The sequence below is a fragment of the Rhizobium sp. AC27/96 genome, from assembly GCF_001692325.1.
In the GTDB taxonomy this organism is placed as follows: domain Bacteria; phylum Pseudomonadota; class Alphaproteobacteria; order Rhizobiales; family Rhizobiaceae; genus Rhizobium.
The window spans coordinates 110,272-130,589 of the sequence record NZ_LXKN01000075.1 but is presented as its reverse complement, the minus strand read 5'-3'; the positions used below and the strand labels follow the sequence as shown (position 1 = coordinate 130,589).

The window sequence follows — 20,318 nt, the reverse complement described above, 5'->3', positions numbered from 1 at the left end:
GATTGATGAGCGTGGCATATCAAAACAGACATGTGCTGGAAGATCACATTTCCGGCTTCGAGGCTGCCGCCAATCCGAATCATCTCGCCGTCGTGCGCAAGCCGGCCATCTTTTCCGTGCTTGGGAAAGCCGGCGAGGAGGGATGGGTTCTGGCCGGCCTGAAGGCGATCGACGACGTTTCGGTTCGCAGCGTCGGGCCGCGGGAATGGCTCGTCGTGTCCGAGACGCTTGGTGCCGACAGCGTGGCGCGCGATCTCTTTCTGCTCGACGCTGCCCGTGTTTCCTTTTTCGAGCAGAGCGATGGTCGCGTGCTGCTTCGTATTTCCGGCCCCAGCGTTCGTCGTATCCTGGCGAAATGCGTGGCCGTCGACCTGCATCCTCAGGTCTTCGCCGAAGGGCAATCGGCAAGCATGTTGTGCTGCCATGTCAGCGCCAATGTTACCCGCACCGGCGCTGACAGCTTCGAAATCATCGTGCCGCGCTCCTATGCCGGCAGCGTGTTCGAGGAGATCATGGAGATGGGGCGCGAGTTTGCCCTGACGGCCGGTTTCGCCGACTGAAAGCCCTATGCTGCGGCAGTTCCAATGATTGGCCGACCGGCTTGCGTCGCCAATAGGCGATGGCGCGATCCGAACAATTGCGATGGCGCAAACAGACATATCGGTTTCGCAGTTCGGGCTATTTGGTCACCCGGATAGTCTCTAGGTTCGGTCTCAAATGCGGTCGGTCGCGCGGGAAGACACTCGGCGGCTTCGTACCGAAAACAGGGGATTCCTAGATGAAAAGCCATGCCAAGGTCGTCGTCATCGGTGGCGGTGTCGTCGGATGTTCGGTGCTCTATCACCTGACGAAATTCGGCTGGAAGGATGTCGTGTTGCTGGAGCGCTCCGAGCTGACATCCGGATCGACCTGGCACGCCGCCGGTGGCATGCATACGATCAACGGCGATCCAAACGTTGCCAAGCTGCAGAAATATACGGTCGAACTCTACAAGGAGATCGAGGAGTATTCCGGCCAGGACATCGGCCTGCACCTGACTTCCGGCCTGATGCTGGCCGCTACACCACAGCGTTTCGACTGGCTGAAATCCATTCTCGCCAAGGGCCGTTACAATGGTCTTGAGGCGACGCTGCTGACGCCGAAGGAAGCGCATGAGATGATGCCGCTTCTCGACCCCGACCAATTCGTCGGCGCTCTCTACGACCCCGTCGAAGGCCATCTCGATCCCTATGGCACCACGCATGCCTATGCCCGCTCGGCGAAGAAGAACGGCGCCGATATCTATCTGCATACCAAGGTAGAAGAGCTGGTGCAGCGCGAGGACGGCTCCTGGCGCGTCATCACCAACCAGGGCGAGATCATTGCCGAGCATGTCGTCAACGCTGCCGGCCTATGGGCGCGTGAAGTCGGCCGCATGGTCGGGCTCGAGCTTCCCGTGCTTGCCATGGAGCACATGTATCTGATCACCGAGGACATGCCCGAGGTCATCGACTTCAACAAGACGACGGGCAAGGAGCTGATGCACTGCGTCGACTTCGATGGCGAGATCTATCTGCGCCAGGAGCGGCAGGGCATGCTGATGGGCACCTATGAAAAGGCATGTCGTCCGTGGTCGCCGGTGACGACGCCGTGGGATTTCGGCCATGAGCTGCTGGCCGAGGATATTGAGCGCATCACGCCTGAGCTGGAAGTCGGCTTCCGCCATTTCCCGGCCTTCAACAATGCCGGCATCAAGAAGATCATCAACGGCCCCTTCACCTTCTCGCCGGATGGTAACCCGCTCGTCGGCCCGGTGCGCGGCTTGAGGAATTATTGGTCGGCCTGCGCGGTCATGGCCGGGTTCAGCCAGGGTGGTGGTGTCGGATTGGCGCTCGCCAACTGGATGATCTACGGCGATCCGGGCTTCGACGTCTTCGCCATGGATGTCTCGCGCTACGGCGACTATGCGACCCTTGCCTATACCAATGCCAAGGTGCGCGAAAACTATGCGCGACGCTTCTCGATCCGCTATCCGAACGAGGAATTGCCGGCCGCCCGTCCGCTGCTGACGACGCCGATCTACGACAAGCTCAAGGAGGCCGGCGGCGTGTTCGGCGCCTACTACGGTCTTGAGCAGGCCTTGTGGTTCGCTCCGAAGGGCGAAGAGGATCAATTCTCCTGGCGCCGCTCGAACGACTTCGATGTCGTTGGCGCCGAGGCGAAGGCGGTGCGCGACAGCCTGGGCCTCATGGAGACCTCGGGCTTTGCCAAATATTCGGTCAAGGGACCGGGCGCGGAAGCTTTCCTCGACAATCTGCTGACTTGCCGCATTCCCGCGATCGGTCGCATGACGCTGGCGCCGATGCTGAAGCATGATGGCAAGCTCATTGGCGATTTCACGCTGGCGAAGCTCGGCGAGGGCGATTTCCTCCTCATCGGCTCCGGCATCGCGGAAGCCTATCACATGCGCTGGTTCGAAGGCCTGCTGCCCAAGGATGGCTCGGTCGAGCTTCAGGCGCTGGGCCTTTCGCTTCTCGGCCTGTCGATTGCCGGTCCCAATGCCCGCAAGCTGATGCAGAAGCTGACGCATCAGGATCTTTCGACCGAGGCTTTCCCCTTCATGTCCATCCGGCGCATGGATCTCGGCATGGCGTCGGCGATCGTCGGGCGTGTCTCCTATACCGGTGACCTGGGATATGAGATTTGGATGAAGCCCGAACATCAGCGTTACATCTTCGACCTCCTGATGGAAGAGGGCGCCGAATTCGGCATACGGCTCTTCGGCCTCCGGGCGCTGAATGCGCTGCGGCTCGATAAATCCTATGGCAGCTGGTCTCGTGAATACCGGCCGCTCTACGGGCCGCTGGAGGCCGGGCTTGGCCGATTCGTGGCGCTGTCCAAGCCGGCCGATTTCATCGGCAAGGCAGCGGCGGCCAAGGAGAAGGCGGAAGGCGGCGCGCTACGGCTGCGTACCTTCATCCTGGCGGCCAAGGATGCCGATGTCATCGGCGATGAGCCGATCTATCACAACGGCGCGGTCTGCGGCTGGGTGACGTCGGGCGGTTATGCCCATGCCTCCGGTCTTTCAGTCGCCGTCGGCTACGTGCCGAAGGAAATCGCCGATGAGGCGCAGGGCTGGTCGATAGAGCTGCTCGGCGAAATCCTGCCGGCAAGGCCGCAGGTTGACCCGCTGTTCGATGCGGACGGGGCGCGCATGCGCGCCTGAGTGCCGTTCGAGACGAGCTGGCAGGCCCCGCAGAGGGCCTGCCACTGAGAAAAACTCTTCAATGCAAAATTCCCGCTCAATTATTTTGGCTATTTTTGAGCCAGTGGATGCCGTTTTTCTGTCATTTTTGGCCGGATTTAGGTCAGCGCACAGCGATTTGAAAAGAATTTGTCAATTTCTTGCCTTTTTGGCTTCACATTTCTTTCGAAAGCGGTATGGAATCTCGCCCACGGGCCCTCTTGAAGGAGACCCTAAAGTAATAAGAGATGTGGTCGATTGACGCCACATCCAGGGGAAATGACATATGGATTATTTCATCCAGCAGCTCCTAAACGGGCTGACTCTCGGGTCTATCTATGGCCTGATCGCCATTGGTTACACCATGGTTTACGGCATCGTCGGCATGATCAATTTTGCCCATGGTGATGTCTTCATGCTCGGTGGCTTCGCCGCTCTCATCACTTATCTGGTTCTCGTTTCGCTCTTCGCCGGCTTGCCGGTCGCGGTTTTGCTTCTGGTGATGCTCATCGTCGCAATGCTGATGACGAGCCTCTGGAACTGGGTGATCGAACGCATTGCCTATCGGCCGCTGCGTGGATCCTTCCGGCTGGCGCCGCTGATCACCGCAATCGGCATGTCGATCGTGCTGTCGAACTTCATTCAGGTCGCACAGGGCCCGCGCAACAAGCCGATCCCGACGCTGGTGGGTGATGTCTACAACTTCGGCGCAGTCTCGCTGTCCCTGAAGCAGATCATCATCTTCATCATCACCGTCGTTCTGCTGGCTGCCTTCTGGTATCTGGTCAACAAGACGGCGCTTGGTCGCGCCCAGCGTGCCACCGAGCAGGATCGCAAGATGGCGGCGCTCCTCGGCATCAATGTCGACCGCACCATTTCCGTCACCTTCATCATGGGCGCCGCACTCGCTGCCGTCGCCGGCACGATGTACCTGATGTATTATGGCGTCGCCAATTTCACGGATGGCTTCACGCCGGGTGTCAAGGCGTTCACCGCGGCCGTTCTCGGCGGCATCGGTTCGCTGCCGGGGGCCGTCCTTGGCGGCTTGATGATCGGCTTCATCGAGTCGTTCTGGTCAGGCAATTTCCCCATCGCGTATAAGGATGTCGCGACATTCGGCATCCTTGCTTTCGTTCTGATCTTCAAGCCAACCGGTATTCTCGGGCGGCCGGAAGTCGAAAAGGTATAACGCCATGGCAGATTCAAACGTCGTTGCAGGCAAGACCGCTTCCGGTCTTGTCCAGAAGGGGATTACGGACGCCCTCTGGACCGCGCTTATCGCCTTTGGCATGTTCGTTCTCTACATCGGCTTGAAGACCGATCAGAATATCGACAACAAGCTGATCATCGTTCAACGCTGGGGGCTGCTGGCCTCCATCGTCGCCATCGCAGCGGCTGGCCGCTTCGTGATGACGGTTTTCGTGCAGCCCATTCTGGATGCGAGAAAAGCCGAGAAGGCCAAGGCCGCGCCAGTCGTGGCCGAGCGGGGGTTTGTCGGTAAGAATTTCAACCTGATGGCGCTGGTTTTCCTGCTCATCTATCCGATGCTGGCGCTGGCGCTCTTCGGCCCGCAGGGATCGCTGACCTATGTCGACAACTTCGGCATCCAGATCCTCATCTACGTGATGCTGGCCTGGGGACTGAATATCGTTGTCGGTCTGGCGGGGTTGCTCGACCTCGGCTATGTCGCCTTCTATGCCGTCGGCGCCTATTCCTACGCGCTGCTGTCGACGCATTTCGGTCTGTCCTTCTGGATCCTGCTGCCGCTCTCCGGCATTTTTGCCGGTATTTGGGGCATGGTGCTCGGCTTCCCGGTGCTGCGCCTTCGCGGAGACTATCTGGCGATCGTGACGCTGGCCTTTGGTGAAATCATCCGCATCGTCCTGACGAACTGGACCGATGTGACGAGGGGCAGCTTCGGGATTTCCAACATCACGAAAGCATCGCTGTTCGGCCTCTATAGCTTCGATATGAAGGATCCGCACAACTTCGTCCGCAGCTTCGGCCTGCCGATCTCGTCGGCCTGGTACAAGATCTTCCTCTTCTACGTCATCCTGGCGCTCTGCATGCTGACGGCCTATGTGACGATCCGGCTGCGCCGCATGCCGATCGGACGTGCCTGGGAAGCACTGCGTGAAGACGAGATCGCCTGCCGCTCGCTCGGCATCAATACGGTGACGACGAAGCTGACGGCTTTCGCCACCGGCGCGATGTTCGGCGGCTTTGCCGGCTCCTTCTTCGCCGCCCGTCAGGGCTTCGTATCACCGGAATCCTTCGTCTTCCTGGAATCGGCGGTCATTCTTGCCATCGTCGTTCTCGGCGGCATGGGCTCGCTGAAGGGCATCGCCATTGCCGCGATCGCCATGGTTGGCGGCACGGAATTGCTGCGCGACATGGATTTCCTGAAAACCGGTCTGGTCTTCGGCGATACGACGATCATCCCTGGCTTCGGACCGGATTTCACGCCGGAACTCTACCGCATGCTGATCTTCGGCCTCGCCATGGTGGTCGTGATGATCATCAAGCCGCGCGGTTTCGTTGGCACGCGTGAGCCGACCGCTTTCCTCAAGGAGCGGAAAACCGTCTCCGGCAGCTTTACCAAGGAGGGCCACGGCTGATGAACGCTGTGACCACACCCCCCAGCGACACCTTGCTGAAGGTCGATCACCTGTCGATGCGGTTCGGTGGCCTGATGGCGATCAACGATCTTTCCTTTTCGGCAAAGCGCGGCGATATCACCGCATTGATCGGACCGAACGGCGCCGGCAAGACGACCGTGTTCAACTGCATCACCGGCTTCTACAAGCCGACGATGGGCATGATCACGCTCAACCAGAACAGCGGCAAGGATTATCTCCTGGAACGCCTTCCCGACTTCCGGATTACCCGCGAAGCCAAGGTTGCGCGCACCTTCCAGAACATCCGTCTGTTTTCGGGCCTCACCGTGCTCGAAAACCTGCTGGTCGCGCAGCATAACAAGCTCATGCGCGCGTCCGGCTATACGATCCTCGGGCTGCTCGGCATCGGCCGCTATCGCTCTGAGGCCAAGAATGCCATCGAACTGGCGCGCTTCTGGCTCGAAAAGGCCGATCTCATCGATCGGGCCGATGATCCGGCCGGCGATCTTTCCTACGGCGCCCAGCGCCGCCTGGAAATCGCCCGCGCCATGTGCACAGGCCCGGAGCTGCTTTGCCTGGACGAGCCGGCCGCCGGTCTCAACCCACGCGAATCTCTTGTTCTCAACGAGTTTCTGCGCAGCATCCGCAAGGATACGGGTACATCGATCCTGCTGATCGAGCATGACATGTCGGTGGTCATGGAAATCTCCGACCATGTCATCGTGCTCGAATATGGGCAGAAGATCTCCGATGGTACGCCCGATGAGGTGAAGAACGATCCGAAGGTGATCGCGGCCTATCTGGGTGTCGAGGATGAAGAAGTGGAAGAGGTGATTGCCGAAGTCGAACACCTCCAAGAGGGTGAACATTGATGGCGGGCGAACCACTTCTGAAAGTCGCGGGTGTTGAGACTTATTACGGCAATATCCGCGCGCTTGCCGGTGTCGATATCGAAGTCAACAGCGGCGAGATCGTTAGCCTGATCGGTGCGAACGGTGCCGGCAAGTCGACGCTGATGATGACGATCTGCGGCACGCCGCAGGCGCGCAGCGGCACCGTCACATTCGACGGACGCGATATTACGCGCATGCCGACACACGAAATTGCCCGGCTTCGCATCGCCCAGTCGCCTGAAGGCCGCCGCATCTTTCCGCGCATGACGGTCTATGAAAACCTGCAGATGGGCGCGAGCCTCGACAAGCTCAAATACTTCAACGAGGACGTCGAGAAGATCTTCACGCTTTTCCCGCGTCTGAAGGAGCGCCAGTCGCAGCGCGGCGGTACGCTTTCCGGCGGCGAGCAGCAGATGCTGTCGATCGGCCGTGCGCTGATGGCGCGTCCGAAGCTGCTGCTGCTGGATGAGCCGTCACTGGGTCTTGCACCGCTGATCATCAAGGGCATCTTCGAAGCCATCAAGGTCTTGAACAAGACGCAGGGGCTGACGGTGTTCCTGGTCGAGCAGAATGCCTTTGCGGCGCTGAAGCTTTCCGACCGCGCCTATGTGATGGTCAACGGCCGGGTGACGATGAGCGGCTCTGGCAGGGAATTGCTTGCCAATCCGGAAGTGCGCGCCGCCTATCTTGAAGGCGGGCATCATTGAGCCCCGTTCCGCGGAGAATTTGACATGCAGGGACTTCTCTTCGACAGCGATACCGGCGGCCGCCTGGTCATCCGCGCGATCATCGTCATCCTCGGATTCTGGACCGCCTGGCGCGCAGGGCGCGCCGTGGCGTCCAATTGGGACTCCTATCCGCTGGTTGTCATCTACAGCTTCCTGATCGGCCTCGGATTGCAATTCCTGCACCATGCGCTGTTCAACGGGCCGGTGTTCGATCTGACGATCTACATCATCGACGTCGTTCTTCTGCTCGTTTTCGCGACGGCGGCATATCGGTATCGACGTACCGATCAGATGGTGAATAATTATTACTGGCTCTATGAAAAGACCTCGGCCTTTTCGTGGAAGAAGAAGAATTGACAGTCTGCTTAAACTAGGCACAGTCTGCATTCAGAAGTGGCATGATCCTGTCTCATAAAAACAAAAAGCCTATGACATGATCGTGCCTCCAAACTTCGGAATACAAGCGTTACCGGCGTGATGATTGGTGGGTATCGCGCAGGGTAAATCAAAAGGAACCCGCTTAAAAATTGGGAGTAACAATATGAAGAAGTCTCTTCTGTCGGCAGTGGCTTTGTCGGCGATGATCGCATTCGCTGGCGTTGCGAAGGCCGACATCATTATCGGCGTTGGTGGTCCCTTGACGGGCGCGAATGCTACGTTTGGCGCCCAGCTTCAGAAGGGTGCCGAACAGGCTGCTGCCGATATCAACGCAGCCGGCGGCATCAACGGGGAAAAGATCAAGATCGAACTCGGCGACGACGTCTCCGACGCCAAGCAGGGTGTTTCCGTCGCCAACAAATTCGTCGCTGACGGCGTCAAGTTTGTTGTCGGTCACTTCAACTCGGGCGTTTCCATTCCGGCTTCGGAAGTTTACGCCGAAAACGGCATCCTGCAGGTTACCCCGGCTTCCACCAATCCGCAGTTTACCGAGCGCGGCCTCTGGAACACCTTCCGTACCTGCGGTCGTGACGACCAGCAGGGTGCAGTTGCCGGCAAGTACATCGCCGACAACTTCAAGGGCGCCAAGGTTGCCGTCGTTCACGACAAGACTCCTTACGGCCAGGGCCTTGCCGACGAAACCAAGAAGAACCTCAACGCCGCTGGCGTGACGGAAGTTCTCTATGAAGGCATCACCCCCGGCGACAAGGACTACTCGGCCCTCATCGCGAAGATGAAGCAGGCTGGCGTCGACTTCGTCTATTACGGCGGTCTGCACACTGAAGCCGGCCTGATCATGCGTCAGATGGCCGACCAGGGCGTCAAGGCTCACTTCATGTCCGGTGATGGTATCGTCTCGAACGAACTTGCTTCGATCGCTGGCGACGCTGTTGACGGCACGCTGATGACCTTCTCTCCGGATCCGCGCAAGAACCCGGCTTCCGCCGATCTGGTCGCCAAGTTCCGTGCTGCCGGCTATGAGCCGGAAGGCTACACGCTGTATTCGTACTCTGCTCTGCAGGTCATTGCCGCCGCTGCCAAGGCTGCCGGCTCCAATGATCCAATGGCAGTTGCCGATGCGATGAAGGCAAAGGGCCCGTTCAAGACCGCCATCGGCGATCTCGGCTTCGATGCAAAGGGCGACATCACCCGTCCGGACTATGTCATGTACAAGTGGTCCAAGGGTGCCGACGGCAAGTACAACTACGCCGAAATCGAAAAGTAATCATCGGGTTACCGGCTTGCCGGCAACCGCGTGATACTGGAAGCCCGGCCATCGGCCGGGCTTTTTCATATGTGCTGGCCGCGGATCGCCATTTCCTTCGCCACCGACCTGCTTTAAGTCTGCCCGGTATTCGGCAGGAGGATGAGCAGCATGACCAGACCCCGTATTCTCGTAACCCGTCGCTGGCCCGCTGCGGTGGAGGCGGCGCTTTCCGAGCGTTTCGATGTCACGCTGAACAAGGATGATATCGCGCTCGATGCGGCGCAGCTGCGGGAGGCCTTGCTCGCCTACGATGCGGTTCTGCCGACCGTCTCCGACAAGCTTCCGGCTGCGCTTTTCGAGGGGGGTGCGATCCGCACGAAGATCCTCGGCAATTTCGGCGTCGGCTTCAACCACATCGACGTTGCCGCGGCCAAGGCGAAAGGCATCGTCGTCACCAATACGCCGGGCGTACTCACCGATTGCACCGCCGATATCGCCATGCTGCTCTTGCTGTCCGTCGCGCGGCGCGGTGGCGAAGGCGAGCGGGAAGTGCGTGCCGGGGCCTGGACCGGTTGGCGGCCGACGCATCTGGTCGGCACCAAGGTCACCGGCAAGACCGTCGGCATCATCGGCTTTGGCCGGATCGGCAGGGCGTTCGCCCAGCGCTGCCACTTCGGCTTCGGCATGGATGTCGTCTTCTACAATCGCTCCGCCATCGATCCGATGGAAGCCGCGCGCTATGGCGCCATGCAGCTGCAGACCGTGGAGGAGGTGCTTGAGGTTTCCGATTTCGTCTCCCTGCATTGCCCCGGCGGCGCCGAAAACCGGCATCTGATGAATGCCGCCCGTCTATCGAGGATGAAGCCGGGTGCCTTCCTGATCAACACCGCGCGTGGCGATGTCGTGGATGAGACGGCGCTGATATCGGCGCTGGAGCAGGGCACGATCCGCGGTGCCGGTCTCGACGTCTACGAGGCGGAGCCGCATGTGCCGGAGCGGCTGCGGGCGCTGGATAATGTCGTGCTTCTGCCGCATCTCGGCAGCGCGACGGAAGAGACGCGTACGGCCATGGGGATGAAGGTGGTGGACAATATTACCGCCTTCTTTGCGGGACGAGAGCCGCCGGACCGCGTGGTCTGAATTCGGTCGTCCTTCAGCGGCTTAGACTTCATGCAGCGCATGGGCCGCTTTGACGGCGGCGGACGCGCGGTTTTCCACGCCGAGCTTCACGTAGATCTGCTCGAGATGCTTGTTCACCGTGCGGGCGGACAGGCCGAGGATTTCGCCGATATCGCGGTTGGACTTGCCCTTGGCGATCCATAGCAGCACTTCGGATTCGCGCTGCGTCAGCGAGAAATGCTGGCGCAGGATTTCGTCGTCGGCGCGTTGATTGGTTGCTGTCAGGCGAAACAGGTATTCGTCAGCACCGATGGCGCCGAGGAAGGCGAATTGCAGGGCGGCCTGGCTGCCATTGCTGATGGAGACGATGTTGTCGCGCGCCGGGCCCAGCCGTTCGCGTTCAAGCATGAAGGCCGCAATGTGCTTCGAGGCGAGGTCAAGGCCGTCGTCGCTGCCGGTAGCGGCGTTGATGAGGCGCGTTGCCTGCGGCGTCGACCAATGGATCGCACCATTACCCTTAACCGCGAGAAGATGACGGCCGGCGGCATCGAGGGCCACGCGGGCGCTCTGGGCGGAGCGGGCATTGCGCAGGTGAACGCGGATACGGGCGCGCAGCTCGTCGATGTTGATCGGCTTGGTGAGATAATCGACGCCGCCCGATTCCAGCGCATGCACGACATGCTCGGTCTCGGTCAGGCCCGTCATGAAGACGACCGGGATCTGGGCGATGCCAGCATTGGCCTTCAGACGGCGGCAAGTCTCGAAACCATCCATGGACGGCATGACGGCATCGAGCAGGATGAGGTCCGGTGTGATGCGCTCGACAATGTTCAGCGCCGCCGATCCGGACGTCGCGATCAGCACCGAGAAGCCGGATTGTTCGAGCGCATCGGTCAGGAAGCCGAGCGCTTCCGGCGAGTCGTCCACCAGCAAGACTATATCGCGGGGCAGGGTGGTCTCAACCAATCTGGTCTACCTTTTCAGTGTCGAAGGCGTGCAGCGCATTCAGGAAGCCGCCGAGATCGAAGGCCTGGACGTGAGCGCGCATGGCGTCGGTGAAGGGCTGATTTTCATCCAGCTTGGCGAGATCGGCAAGCTTGGCCTCTATGCCCCTGATATAGCCAATCTCGCCGAGCCGCATCAATTCGCGCACATGCTCTATCCCCGGGCTCTTCAACGGCGGCGGCGGTTTCGGTGCTACCGGTGCGGAAGCGTCGGCATAGGTCCATTTCAGGCCGAGATGCAGCGCAAGCTTGTCGCGAAGCTGGCGGATGTCGATCGGCTTGGAGATGGCGTCGTTGTGGCTGTCGTCGCTGTCGGTCGCGGCGGCGGCATCGCCGATATTGGCTGACAGCATCAGGATCGGTGCCTTCTGGCCGCTTTCTCTCAGCCGCGACACGAGCTGCCAACCGTTCATGCCGGGCATGGAGATATCGACCAGGAAGAGATCCGGCTTGATACCCTCGATCAAGGTCAGGCAATCGGGGCCACCGGCAGCCGTCAGCACGATGAAATCGAGTGGCGACAGCACCTCGCGCATCAGCTCGCGATGATCCTCGTTGTCGTCGACGACGACGACGGTGCGGCGCGGACCTTCATAGCCGACGACACGTTGCTCCTGCGGCGGCGGCTTCATCGGGCGAAGCACGGCCGACAGCATCAGGCGCACCTTGAAGGTGGAGCCCTTGTCCTTCTCGCTTGCGACGGAGATCTCGCCGCCGAGCGTATTCGTGAGCAGTCGTGTGATGGTCAGGCCGAGGCCGAGGCCTGGCATTGGCCTTACGCTATCGGCCTCGCCGCGCTGGAAGGGCTCGTAGATGCGGGTCAGATCCTTTTCGGCAATGCCGCGGCCGGTGTCCGAAACGGTGAAGGTCGCCACCTGATTGCGATAGCCGATCTCGAAGCGGACGCTGCCGGCATCGGTGAACTTGATGGCGTTGGAAAGCAGGTTGACGAGGATTTGCCGCAGGCGCTTCTCGTCGGTGCGGACATAGTCTGGCAGGGCGGCTGAGCGTTCGTGGATGAAGGCCAGCCCCTTCGCCTGCGCCTGCGGATTGAACATGTCGACGATCTGGTCGAGGAAATCGTGAATGTTGATCTCGTTGGAATAGACCTGCAGACGGCCGGCCTCAATCTTCGATATATCAAGCAGCCCGTCGATCAGGCCGGACAGATGCTCGGCGCTGCGGCGAATGACCTTCAAAGAGGATTGGCGCGGCACAGGAATGGTCTCGTCGCGCTCCAGGATCTGCGCATAGCCGAGCACGGCATTGAGCGGCGTGCGCAATTCGTGGCTGAGGCCGACGACATAGCGGCTCTTGGCGCGGTTTGCCGCTTCGGCCACTTCCTTGGCGCTCTGCAGGGCGGCGTCCGTCTTCTTGTGTGCGGAGATTTCCTTCAGGAGCAGCGTGTTCTGGCGCGAGGATTCCTCCTCGGCGACGACGCGGCTGTCATGGGCCAGCACATAGAACCAGCAGACGACGCCGGCGATGACAGCAAAGACGGCAAAGACGATGAAGATGGTGCGGTTGACCACCGCTGCCGTTTCAGGCGAGGCGGCACCGACCTGATGGGCGATCATTGCCAGGATTGCGCCGACTGCTGTCAACGAGATGGCGACGGCGATGCCATAGCGACCGAGCCGCGTGGCGAGCTTTGCGACAACGGTTTCGGGTAGCAGGGCCTTGGCGACGGTGCCGACCTGCGTATTGAGCCGGGCCTTCGGCTTGCACATGTCGTGGCAGCGGCTGTCGAGCGAGCAACAGAGCGAGCAGATCGGCGCAGCATAGGCCGGGCACCAGGCCATATCCTCAGGCTCGAAGGGGTGTTCGCAGATCGAGCAGGTGATGGTGGTGAGGTTCTTCCAGCTCTGGCGCGGCTTGCGGGCAAGGTAGTATTTGCCCTTCGTAGCCCAGGCGAGGGCCGGCGAGGCGATCAGCGCGACGATCAGGGTGATATAGGGCGCAAGCGAGGCGGCGAGCGCACCGAAGGCGCCGAAATGGGCGATCAGCGAGATCGTCGCCGAAAGCGCCATGGAGCCGAGGCCGACCGGATTGATGTCGTAGAGATGGGCGCGCTTGAATTCGATGCCTGGGGGTGCGAGCCCCAGCGGCTTGTTGATGAAGAGATCGGCCGAAATCGTGCAGAGCCAGGCCATGGCGATGATCGAGAAGATGCCGAGCGTCTCCTCCAGCAGCCGGTAGATGCCAAGCTCCATCAGCAGCAGAGCGATGGCGACATTGAAGACCAGCCAGATGACGCGGCCGGGGTGGCTGTGCGTCAGCCGCGAGAAGAAGTTGGACCAGGCAAGCGACCCGGCATAGGCATTCATGACGTTGATCTTCAGCTGCGAGATCATGACGAAAGCGGCCATCAAGAGCAGCGCGGCATTGTGCCAGGGGATCATGTAGCCGAAGGCGGTCAGGTACATCTGGGCGGGGTCTGCCGCGTGACCGGCGGGCACGCCTGAGGTGAGTGTCAACACGACGAGGAAGGAGCCGGCGAGCAGCTTCGGCGCGCCGATGATCACCCAGCCCGGGCCTGCCAGAAAGATCGCCAGGCGATGGCGCCATTTGCGATGCCCATCCGGTGGCAGGAAGCGCAGGAAATCGGCCTGTTCGCCGATCTGCGACATCAGCGCCAGGATGACGGCGGAAGCCGCGCCGAATTCGACGAGATCGAAGGGGGCGGCGCTGCCCGGCGCACTCGATGCGTGGTGAATACCGGCAAAGGCACGCCAGAGATCGAATTTGCCCCAGTCGGAAAAGGCGATGAAGACGAAGGGCAGGATGTTGAGAACGATCCAGAAGGGCTGCGTCAGCAGCTGGAACCGGCTGATGAGACGCACGCCGTGGGTGACCAGCGGAATGACCATGACAGCGCTGATGATGTAGCCGATCCAGACGGGTATGCCGAGCGTCAGCTCCAGCGCGCCAGACATGATCGACGCCTCGATCGCGAACAGCATGAAGGTGAAGCTGGCATAGATCAGCGAGGTGATGGTCGAGCCGATATAGCCGAAGCTCGCGCCGCGCGTCAGCAGGTCGATATCGACTCCGTGGCGGATGGCATAGCGGCTGATCGGCAGTCCGATCGCCAGCATGACGAGGCTAGCGACGATGATGGCATAGAAAGCATTGGTCGTGCCGTAGGAGAGCGTGATCGTACCGCCGATCGCCTCCAGCGCCAGGAAGGAAATGGCGCCGATCGCCGTCTGCGAGATGCGCTGCGAGGAGAATTGCCGGGCGCTCTTGGCGGTGAAACGCAGGGCATAGTCTTCCAGCGTCTGGTTCGCGACCCAGCGATTATACTCGCGTCTCACAGGAATGATGCGTTGCCGCGCGGCCATGCTTGCCCTTCAACCGTCCCGCCATAGTACTTCCGGCAGTCCGGCTATGTCGTAACATGGATCGATACGGTGCTTAAGGGCATGAAGGTGCCCAAAGCTGCACATTTCGCCCCGGCGTCTACGTCATATTACGTATGTGGTTTCCCCAAGGGCTGCCGGATAGTCGCTGCAGGCAACGGTTAATCTTCGTTTACCGGCCGTTGCAGCAGATAAAAAGAGGGGAACTACGGATGAAATTCAAGACTCTCGTCTCCAGTGCGCTGCTTGGCGCCATCATGTCCACGACCGCATTCCATGGCGCATTTGCTGCCGACGACACCATCAAGGTCGGCGTGCTTCATTCGCTTTCCGGCACCATGGCGATTTCGGAAACGACGCTCAAGGATGCCATGTTGATGCTCATCGACGAGCAGAACAAGAAGGGCGGCGTTCTCGGCAAGAAGCTCGAGCCCGTCGTCGTCGACCCCGCCTCCGACTGGCCGCTCTTTGCCGAAAAGGCGCGCGAACTGATCCAGAAGGATAAGGTTTCGGCCGTATTCGGCTGCTGGACCTCGGTGTCGCGCAAGTCGGTTCTGCCTGTGTTCAAGGAATTGAACTCGATCCTGTTCTATCCGGTGCAGTTCGAGGGTGAAGAGTCCGAGCGCAACGTCTTCTATACGGGTGCCGCTCCGAACCAGCAGGCGATCCCGGCTGTCGACTATCTGATGAAGAACGAAGGCGTGCAGCGCTGGGTGCTCGAAGGCACCGACTATGTCTATCCGCGCACGACCAACAAGATCCTCGAAGCCTATCTGAAGTCGAAGGGCGTCAAGGACGAAGACATCATCATCAACTACACGCCATTCGGTTTCTCCGACTGGCAGACGGAAGTCTCCAAGATCAAGGCCTTTGGTGCCGCCGGCAAGAAGACCGCCGTCGTCTCCACCATCAACGGCGACGCCAACGTTCCCTTCTACAAGGAACTCGGTAACCAGGGCGTCAAGGCGGAAGACATTCCGGTCGTCGCCTTCTCGGTCGGCGAAGAGGAACTGGCTGGCGTCGACACCAAGCCGCTTGTCGGCCATCTGGCCGCCTGGAACTACTTCCAGTCCGTCGACACACCCGCCAATGCCGCCTTCATCAAGGAATGGCACGCCTACACCAAGAACGACAAGCGTGTGACCAACGATCCGATGGAAGCCGCCTATATCGGCTTCAACATGTGGGTGAAGGCTGTCGAAAAAGCCGGCACCACCGATCCGGACAAGGTCATCGACGCACTCGTCGGCGTCTCTGTTCCAAACCTCACCGGCGGCACCGCTACCATGATGCCGAACCACTACATCACCAAGCCGGTTCTGATCGGCGAAGTGCAGGAAAATGGCCAGTTCGACGTTGTCTCGCAGACCCCTGCCGTGGTCGGTAAGGAATGGTCCGAATACTTGCCCGACAGCAAGGATCTGATCTCGGATTGGCGCATGCCGATGAACTGCGGCAACTTCAACGTTACCACCGGCAAGTGCGGCGGCAAGGGTTCCTGATATCAGCTGATTGAATGCAAGACCGCCGCGGGCAGGCTTTTCTGCCCGCGGCAGCTTGAGGGGACAAGCCCAATGTTCGACAAATTCACTTACCGCATAACCATGGCGCTCGTCGCCGGCTTCTGTCTCATGTTAGCGCTGACGGCCACGGGCCTGCGCGCTCAGGAAGATGCCCATGGCCTCGTCAATTCGCTCGGTCAGGCCAATTTCCAGCAGGCCGCTGCGATCGTCCAGAGCTTTGCCAAGACCGGTGACCCCAAGGTTGTGCCGGCACTGCAGGCCTTCTCCGATGGCGATCTCTACGTGCGCAAGTCCGACAACCAGGTCTTCATCGCCAAGTCCTCGGGCGATGCGATGGCCCTGGTTGACCCACTCACGGGACAGGCGGCCGGGCAGGAAGCCCAGGACAATCTCGGCAAGATCAAGATCAATAACAGTCTCCGCCGCGCCGTCCGTGCGGCTCTCGGCAGTTTGACGCTGATGAGCCCGGATCGCGGTGTACGGCTCGAGGCGGCGCAATCGGTGCTGAAATCGCCAAGCGCGGACTCGCTGGAGACCGTCGAGACGGCACTGCAGAACGAGAAAGACGGAGAAATTCGCACTGTCCTCGAACGGGCACGAGCTGTTGCCGTGCTTGGCTCCGACCGCCCCTTGGAAGACAAGAAGGCTGCGATCGAGACGATCAAGGTCGAGGGCGGTCGCGATGCCATCGGCATTCTCTCTTCGGTTTCCGTCGACGACAGCCTGAAGCCGGATGTCGCAGCCGCCATTGCCGGCATTCAGGACCAGTTGAAGTTCTGGGATGCGGTGCAGAATGTCTGGTACGGCCTGTCGCTTGGCTCGGTGCTGCTGCTGGCCGCCATCGGCCTTGCCATCACCTTCGGGGTCATGGGCATCATTAACATGGCGCATGGCGAGATGGTAATGCTCGGCGCCTATTCCACCTTCATGGTCCAGAGCGTCATCCGCAGTTCCTATCCCGAGCTTTTCGACTGGTCCTTGGCGATCGCCTTGCCTGTCGCCTTCATCGTCACCGGTGCGGTCGGCCTCGTCATCGAGCGCGGCGTCATTCGCTTTCTCTACGGTAGGCCGCTGGAGACGCTGCTTGCCACTTGGGGCATCTCGCTGATCCTGCAGCAGGCGGTGCGCTCGATCTTCGGGCCGACGAACCAGGAAGTCGGCAATCCCTCGTGGATGTCCGGTTCCTTCGATCTCGGCTACCTCTCCATCACCTGGAACCGTCTGTGGATCATCGTCTTCGCGCTTGGCGTCTTCGTGGCGCTCTTGCTGCTCCTCAAGCGCTCCGCCTTCGGCCTGCAGATGCGAGCGGTGACGCAGAACCGGCGCATGGCTTCCTCGATGGGTATCCGCACGCCCTGGGTCGATGCCTTCACCTTTGCGCTCGGATCGGGCATCGCCGGCATGGCTGGTGTCGCGCTCTCGCAGATCGATAATGTCTCGCCGAACCTCGGCCAGAGCTACATCATCGACAGCTTCATGGTCGTGGTCTTCGGTGGCGTCGGCAATCTTTGGGGCACGCTGGTCGGCGCCTTCTCGCTCGGCATTCTCAACAAGTTCCTTGAGCCCTATGCGGGAGCGGTGCTCGGCAAGATCCTCGTGCTCGTTCTCATCATCCTCTTCATCCAGAAACGTCCGCGCGGGCTCTTCGCGCTCAAGGGAAGGGCGGTGGAAGCATGATCACCGCCTTCATCCTGCGCTCGCTCGACCGCCGCATCAGCATCGCCATCGCGATATTGATCGCCGTCGCCTTCCTCGTGCCACTGTCGAACTTGGCTCTGCTAGAAACCAGCGCTCTGCATGTGCCGACCTATCTGATGTCGCTGTTCGGCAAGTACCTGACCTATGCGCTGCTCGCCTTGGCGCTCGATCTCGTCTGGGGCTATTGCGGTATTCTCTCGCTCGGCCACGGCGCCTTCTTCGCGCTCGGCGGCTATGCGATGGGCATGTATCTGATGCGGCAGATCGGTTCGCGCGGCACTTACGGCAATCCGCTCCTGCCCGACTTCATGGTGTTCCTGAACTGGAAGGATCTGCCGTGGTTCTGGTACGGCTTCGATAATTTCTGGTTCGCCATGCTGATGGTGCTCGTCGCACCCGGCCTGCTTGCCTTCATCTTCGGCTGGTTCGCCTTCCGCTCACGCGTCAATGGCGTCTACCTGTCGATCATCACGCAGGCGATGACCTATGCGCTGCTGCTCGCTTTCTTCCGCAACGATATGGGCTTTGGCGGCAATAACGGCCTGACCGACTTCAAGGATATACTCGGCTTCAACATTCAGGCTGACGGCACCCGTGCCGTGCTCTTTGCCATCACTGCGCTGATCCTGGCGCTGGCGCTGATGCTGTCCTCAGCCATCGTGCGGTCGAAATTCGGCAAGGTGCTTGTGGGAGTGCGCGACGCGGAAAGCCGCACGCGCTTCCTCGGCTACCGCGTCGAGCATGTGAAGCTCTTCGTCTTCGTGGTGTCGGCGATGATGGCGGGTATTGCCGGCGCGCTCTATGTGCCGCAGATCGGCATCATCAACCCCGGCGAATTCGCCCCGGCCAACTCGATCGAAGTGGTCATCTGGACGGCGGTCGGTGGCCGGGCAACGCTGATCGGGCCGATCATCGGCGCTATCCTCGTCAATGGCGGCAAGACTGTTTTCACCGGCCTGTTTCCCAGCTTCTGGCTGTTTGCGCTCGGCGGCCTGTTCGTCGCGGTGACGCTGTTCCTGCCCAAGGGCATCGTCGGAACGATCGGCCCCTACATCGCCAGGAAACCCAAGCCAGTCAGTCCGCAGCCCAAGGCCGCGGAAGACGAAGCCAGCAAGCCCGTACAGGCGGCGGAGTAAGACCATGATCCCGGATATCAAGCCCAACAGCATGCTCTATCTCAACAATGTCTCGGTCTCCTTCGACGGTTTCAAGGCCTTGAATTCACTGTCCATGGTGATCGAGCCGGGAGAGCTCCGCGCCATCATCGGCCCGAATGGAGCCGGCAAGACGACGATGATGGACATCATCACCGGCAAGACCCGGCCCGACGAGGGCGAGGTGTTCTTCAATGGCCAGATCGACCTCACCAAGAGGGATGAGGCCGATATCGCCCAGCTGGGCATCGGCCGGAAATTCCAGAAGCCGACCGTCTTCGAGAGCCATACCGTCTGGGATAATCTCGAACTGGCGCTCAACCGCAATCGCGGCGTCTTCGCAACGCTGTTCTATCGGTTGACGTCTGAAGATCGCGACCGCATCGATGAAATCCTCGAAACCGTGCGCCTATCGCATCGTCGCGACGAGCTGGCGGCCAATCTTTCCCACGGCCAGAAGCAATGGCTGGAGATCGGTATGCTGCTGGCTCAGGAGCCGAAGCTGCTGCTGGTGGACGAACCCGTTGCGGGCATGACGGATGCGGAGACGGCGGAGACGGCCGTGTTGCTGAAGGAGATCGCCAAGACGCGTTCCGTTGTCGTGGTGGAACACGACATGGGCTTCATTCGCGATCTCGGCGTCAAGGTGACATGCCTGGCCGAAGGCTCGGTGCTGGCGGAGGGCTCGATCGATTTCGTCAGCAGCGATCCGAAGGTGATCGAGAATTATCTTGGGCGATGACAATGCAATTTGCGCGTTTATAACGGTGCTGCCAAAATGATCGAAAATACATTCGATTCCAGCAGTATGGGGATAACGCAATGCCTATTTTGGGGGTTCTTGTCGCGGCCATCGTCGGCGCGGCGGTTTGGTACTGGCGGTTGAAGATGGTGCGAGAAGCAGGCAGTGAAATCATCGATAGCGTTGAGCGGATGCGTGGAGCCTTTAAGCGTCGGCAATTCCGCAAGCGCGCCGAGACCGCTCCCCTTGCATCAATCAGGGATCCGGCGATCGCTGCGGTTGCCTTTTTCTCATGTCTCGCCAACGAGAAGCCAATGTTCGTTGAAGCGGCCAGGAATGTGATCCGCTCGCGAATGAGCGGAATCATCGCGGCAAAGGACATGGACGAGGTCATCATCTTCGGCGATTGGGCTGCAAAGGGCGTGATCAATATCGAGGATCCGATCCGGCGCTTCCGCGATTTGTGGTTCAACGCGCTGACGACCGATGAGCGCAGCGAGTTGATAGGCATTGCCGAACAGGTTTCAGCTGTCGGCGGAGAACCAACGGCCGAGCAGTCAAAGACGCTTCAAACTCTGAGGCGTAGCCTGTTGAATTAAGAGAGTGGTG

16 protein-coding genes are annotated in these 20,318 nt (G+C 60.3%); 14 read left to right on the top strand and 2 right to left on the bottom strand.

Annotated features, from left to right (window positions below):
* Positions 1 to 5 precede the first annotated feature (5 nt).
* The 9 genes from A6U86_RS34105 to A6U86_RS34065 all read left to right on the top strand — a co-directional run bounded on the left by A6U86_RS34105 (position 6) and on the right by A6U86_RS34065 (position 10,247).
* Positions 6 to 560: a sarcosine oxidase subunit gamma gene (locus A6U86_RS34105; RefSeq protein ID WP_068401522.1), complete on the top strand. Its 555-nt coding sequence runs from the start codon at positions 6 to 8 to the stop codon at positions 558 to 560.
* Positions 561 to 778: 218 nt separating this feature from the next.
* Positions 779 to 3,205, top strand: a complete 2,427-nt coding sequence (locus A6U86_RS34100; protein WP_068401519.1) for an FAD-dependent oxidoreductase — start codon at positions 779 to 781, stop codon at positions 3,203 to 3,205.
* A 304-nt stretch (positions 3,206 to 3,509) separates the two neighbouring features.
* Entirely contained in the window at positions 3,510 to 4,412 is a 903-nt protein-coding gene (locus A6U86_RS34095; protein WP_068401518.1) for a branched-chain amino acid ABC transporter permease, read from the top strand.
* A gap of 4 nt (positions 4,413 to 4,416) precedes the next feature.
* Positions 4,417 to 5,841, top strand: coding sequence for a high-affinity branched-chain amino acid ABC transporter permease LivM (livM, locus tag A6U86_RS34090; RefSeq protein WP_068401516.1), 1,425 nt, complete (start codon positions 4,417 to 4,419; stop codon positions 5,839 to 5,841).
* A complete protein-coding gene (locus A6U86_RS34085; RefSeq protein ID WP_068401515.1) occupies positions 5,841 to 6,713 on the top strand; it encodes an ABC transporter ATP-binding protein in 873 nt (290 codons plus the stop codon). The genes livM and A6U86_RS34085 overlap by 1 nt, the downstream gene beginning before the upstream one ends.
* Entirely contained in the window at positions 6,713 to 7,441 is a 729-nt protein-coding gene (locus A6U86_RS34080; RefSeq protein ID WP_068401508.1) for an ABC transporter ATP-binding protein, read from the top strand. Before A6U86_RS34085 ends, A6U86_RS34080 begins: the two co-directional genes overlap by 1 nt.
* Positions 7,442 to 7,465: 24 nt before the next feature.
* Positions 7,466 to 7,819 carry a DUF6867 family protein gene (locus tag A6U86_RS34075; RefSeq protein WP_068401507.1) on the top strand — a complete coding sequence of 118 codons (354 nt, stop codon included), beginning with the start codon at positions 7,466 to 7,468 and terminating at the stop codon, positions 7,817 to 7,819.
* 184 nt (positions 7,820 to 8,003) lie between these two features.
* Positions 8,004 to 9,125, top strand: a complete 1,122-nt coding sequence (locus A6U86_RS34070) for a branched-chain amino acid ABC transporter substrate-binding protein (protein ID WP_068401506.1) — start codon at positions 8,004 to 8,006, stop codon at positions 9,123 to 9,125.
* A 150-nt stretch (positions 9,126 to 9,275) separates the two neighbouring features.
* On the top strand, positions 9,276 to 10,247 hold the full coding sequence (locus A6U86_RS34065; RefSeq protein ID WP_068401777.1) for a D-glycerate dehydrogenase: 972 nt from the start codon (positions 9,276 to 9,278) through the stop codon (positions 10,245 to 10,247).
* Between the two features lie 21 nt (positions 10,248 to 10,268).
* Here the strand turns inward: A6U86_RS34065 and A6U86_RS34060 are convergent, their stop codons facing one another.
* Positions 10,269 to 11,192, bottom strand: coding sequence for a response regulator (locus tag A6U86_RS34060; protein WP_068401500.1), 924 nt, complete (start codon positions 11,190 to 11,192; stop codon positions 10,269 to 10,271).
* Positions 11,185 to 14,574 (bottom strand): ATP-binding protein, encoded by a 3,390-nt coding sequence (locus tag A6U86_RS34055; RefSeq protein ID WP_068401498.1) that lies wholly within the window; start codon positions 14,572 to 14,574, stop codon positions 11,185 to 11,187. The genes A6U86_RS34060 and A6U86_RS34055 overlap by 8 nt, the downstream gene beginning before the upstream one ends.
* A gap of 230 nt (positions 14,575 to 14,804) precedes the next feature.
* Between A6U86_RS34055 and urtA the strand changes: the two genes are divergently transcribed.
* The 5 genes from urtA to A6U86_RS34030 all read left to right on the top strand — a co-directional run bounded on the left by urtA (position 14,805) and on the right by A6U86_RS34030 (position 20,308).
* The gene (gene urtA, locus A6U86_RS34050; RefSeq protein ID WP_068401494.1) at positions 14,805 to 16,094 is read left to right on the top strand and encodes an urea ABC transporter substrate-binding protein; all 1,290 of its coding nucleotides are present in this window, start codon (positions 14,805 to 14,807) and stop codon (positions 16,092 to 16,094) included.
* 129 nt (positions 16,095 to 16,223) lie between these two features.
* The gene (gene urtB / locus A6U86_RS34045) at positions 16,224 to 17,792 is read left to right on the top strand and encodes an urea ABC transporter permease subunit UrtB (protein WP_244510157.1); all 1,569 of its coding nucleotides are present in this window, start codon (positions 16,224 to 16,226) and stop codon (positions 17,790 to 17,792) included.
* Complete coding sequence (gene urtC, locus A6U86_RS34040; protein ID WP_068401489.1) at positions 17,789 to 18,949, top strand: urea ABC transporter permease subunit UrtC; 1,161 nt, start codon at positions 17,789 to 17,791, stop codon at positions 18,947 to 18,949. The genes urtB and urtC overlap by 4 nt, the downstream gene beginning before the upstream one ends.
* Before the next feature lie 4 nt (positions 18,950 to 18,953).
* A complete protein-coding gene (gene urtD, locus A6U86_RS34035; RefSeq protein WP_068401487.1) occupies positions 18,954 to 19,709 on the top strand; it encodes an urea ABC transporter ATP-binding protein UrtD in 756 nt (251 codons plus the stop codon).
* 80 nt (positions 19,710 to 19,789) lie between these two features.
* A complete protein-coding gene (locus A6U86_RS34030) occupies positions 19,790 to 20,308 on the top strand; it encodes a hypothetical protein (protein ID WP_068401486.1) in 519 nt (172 codons plus the stop codon).
* Positions 20,309 to 20,318: the final 10 nt, after the last annotated feature.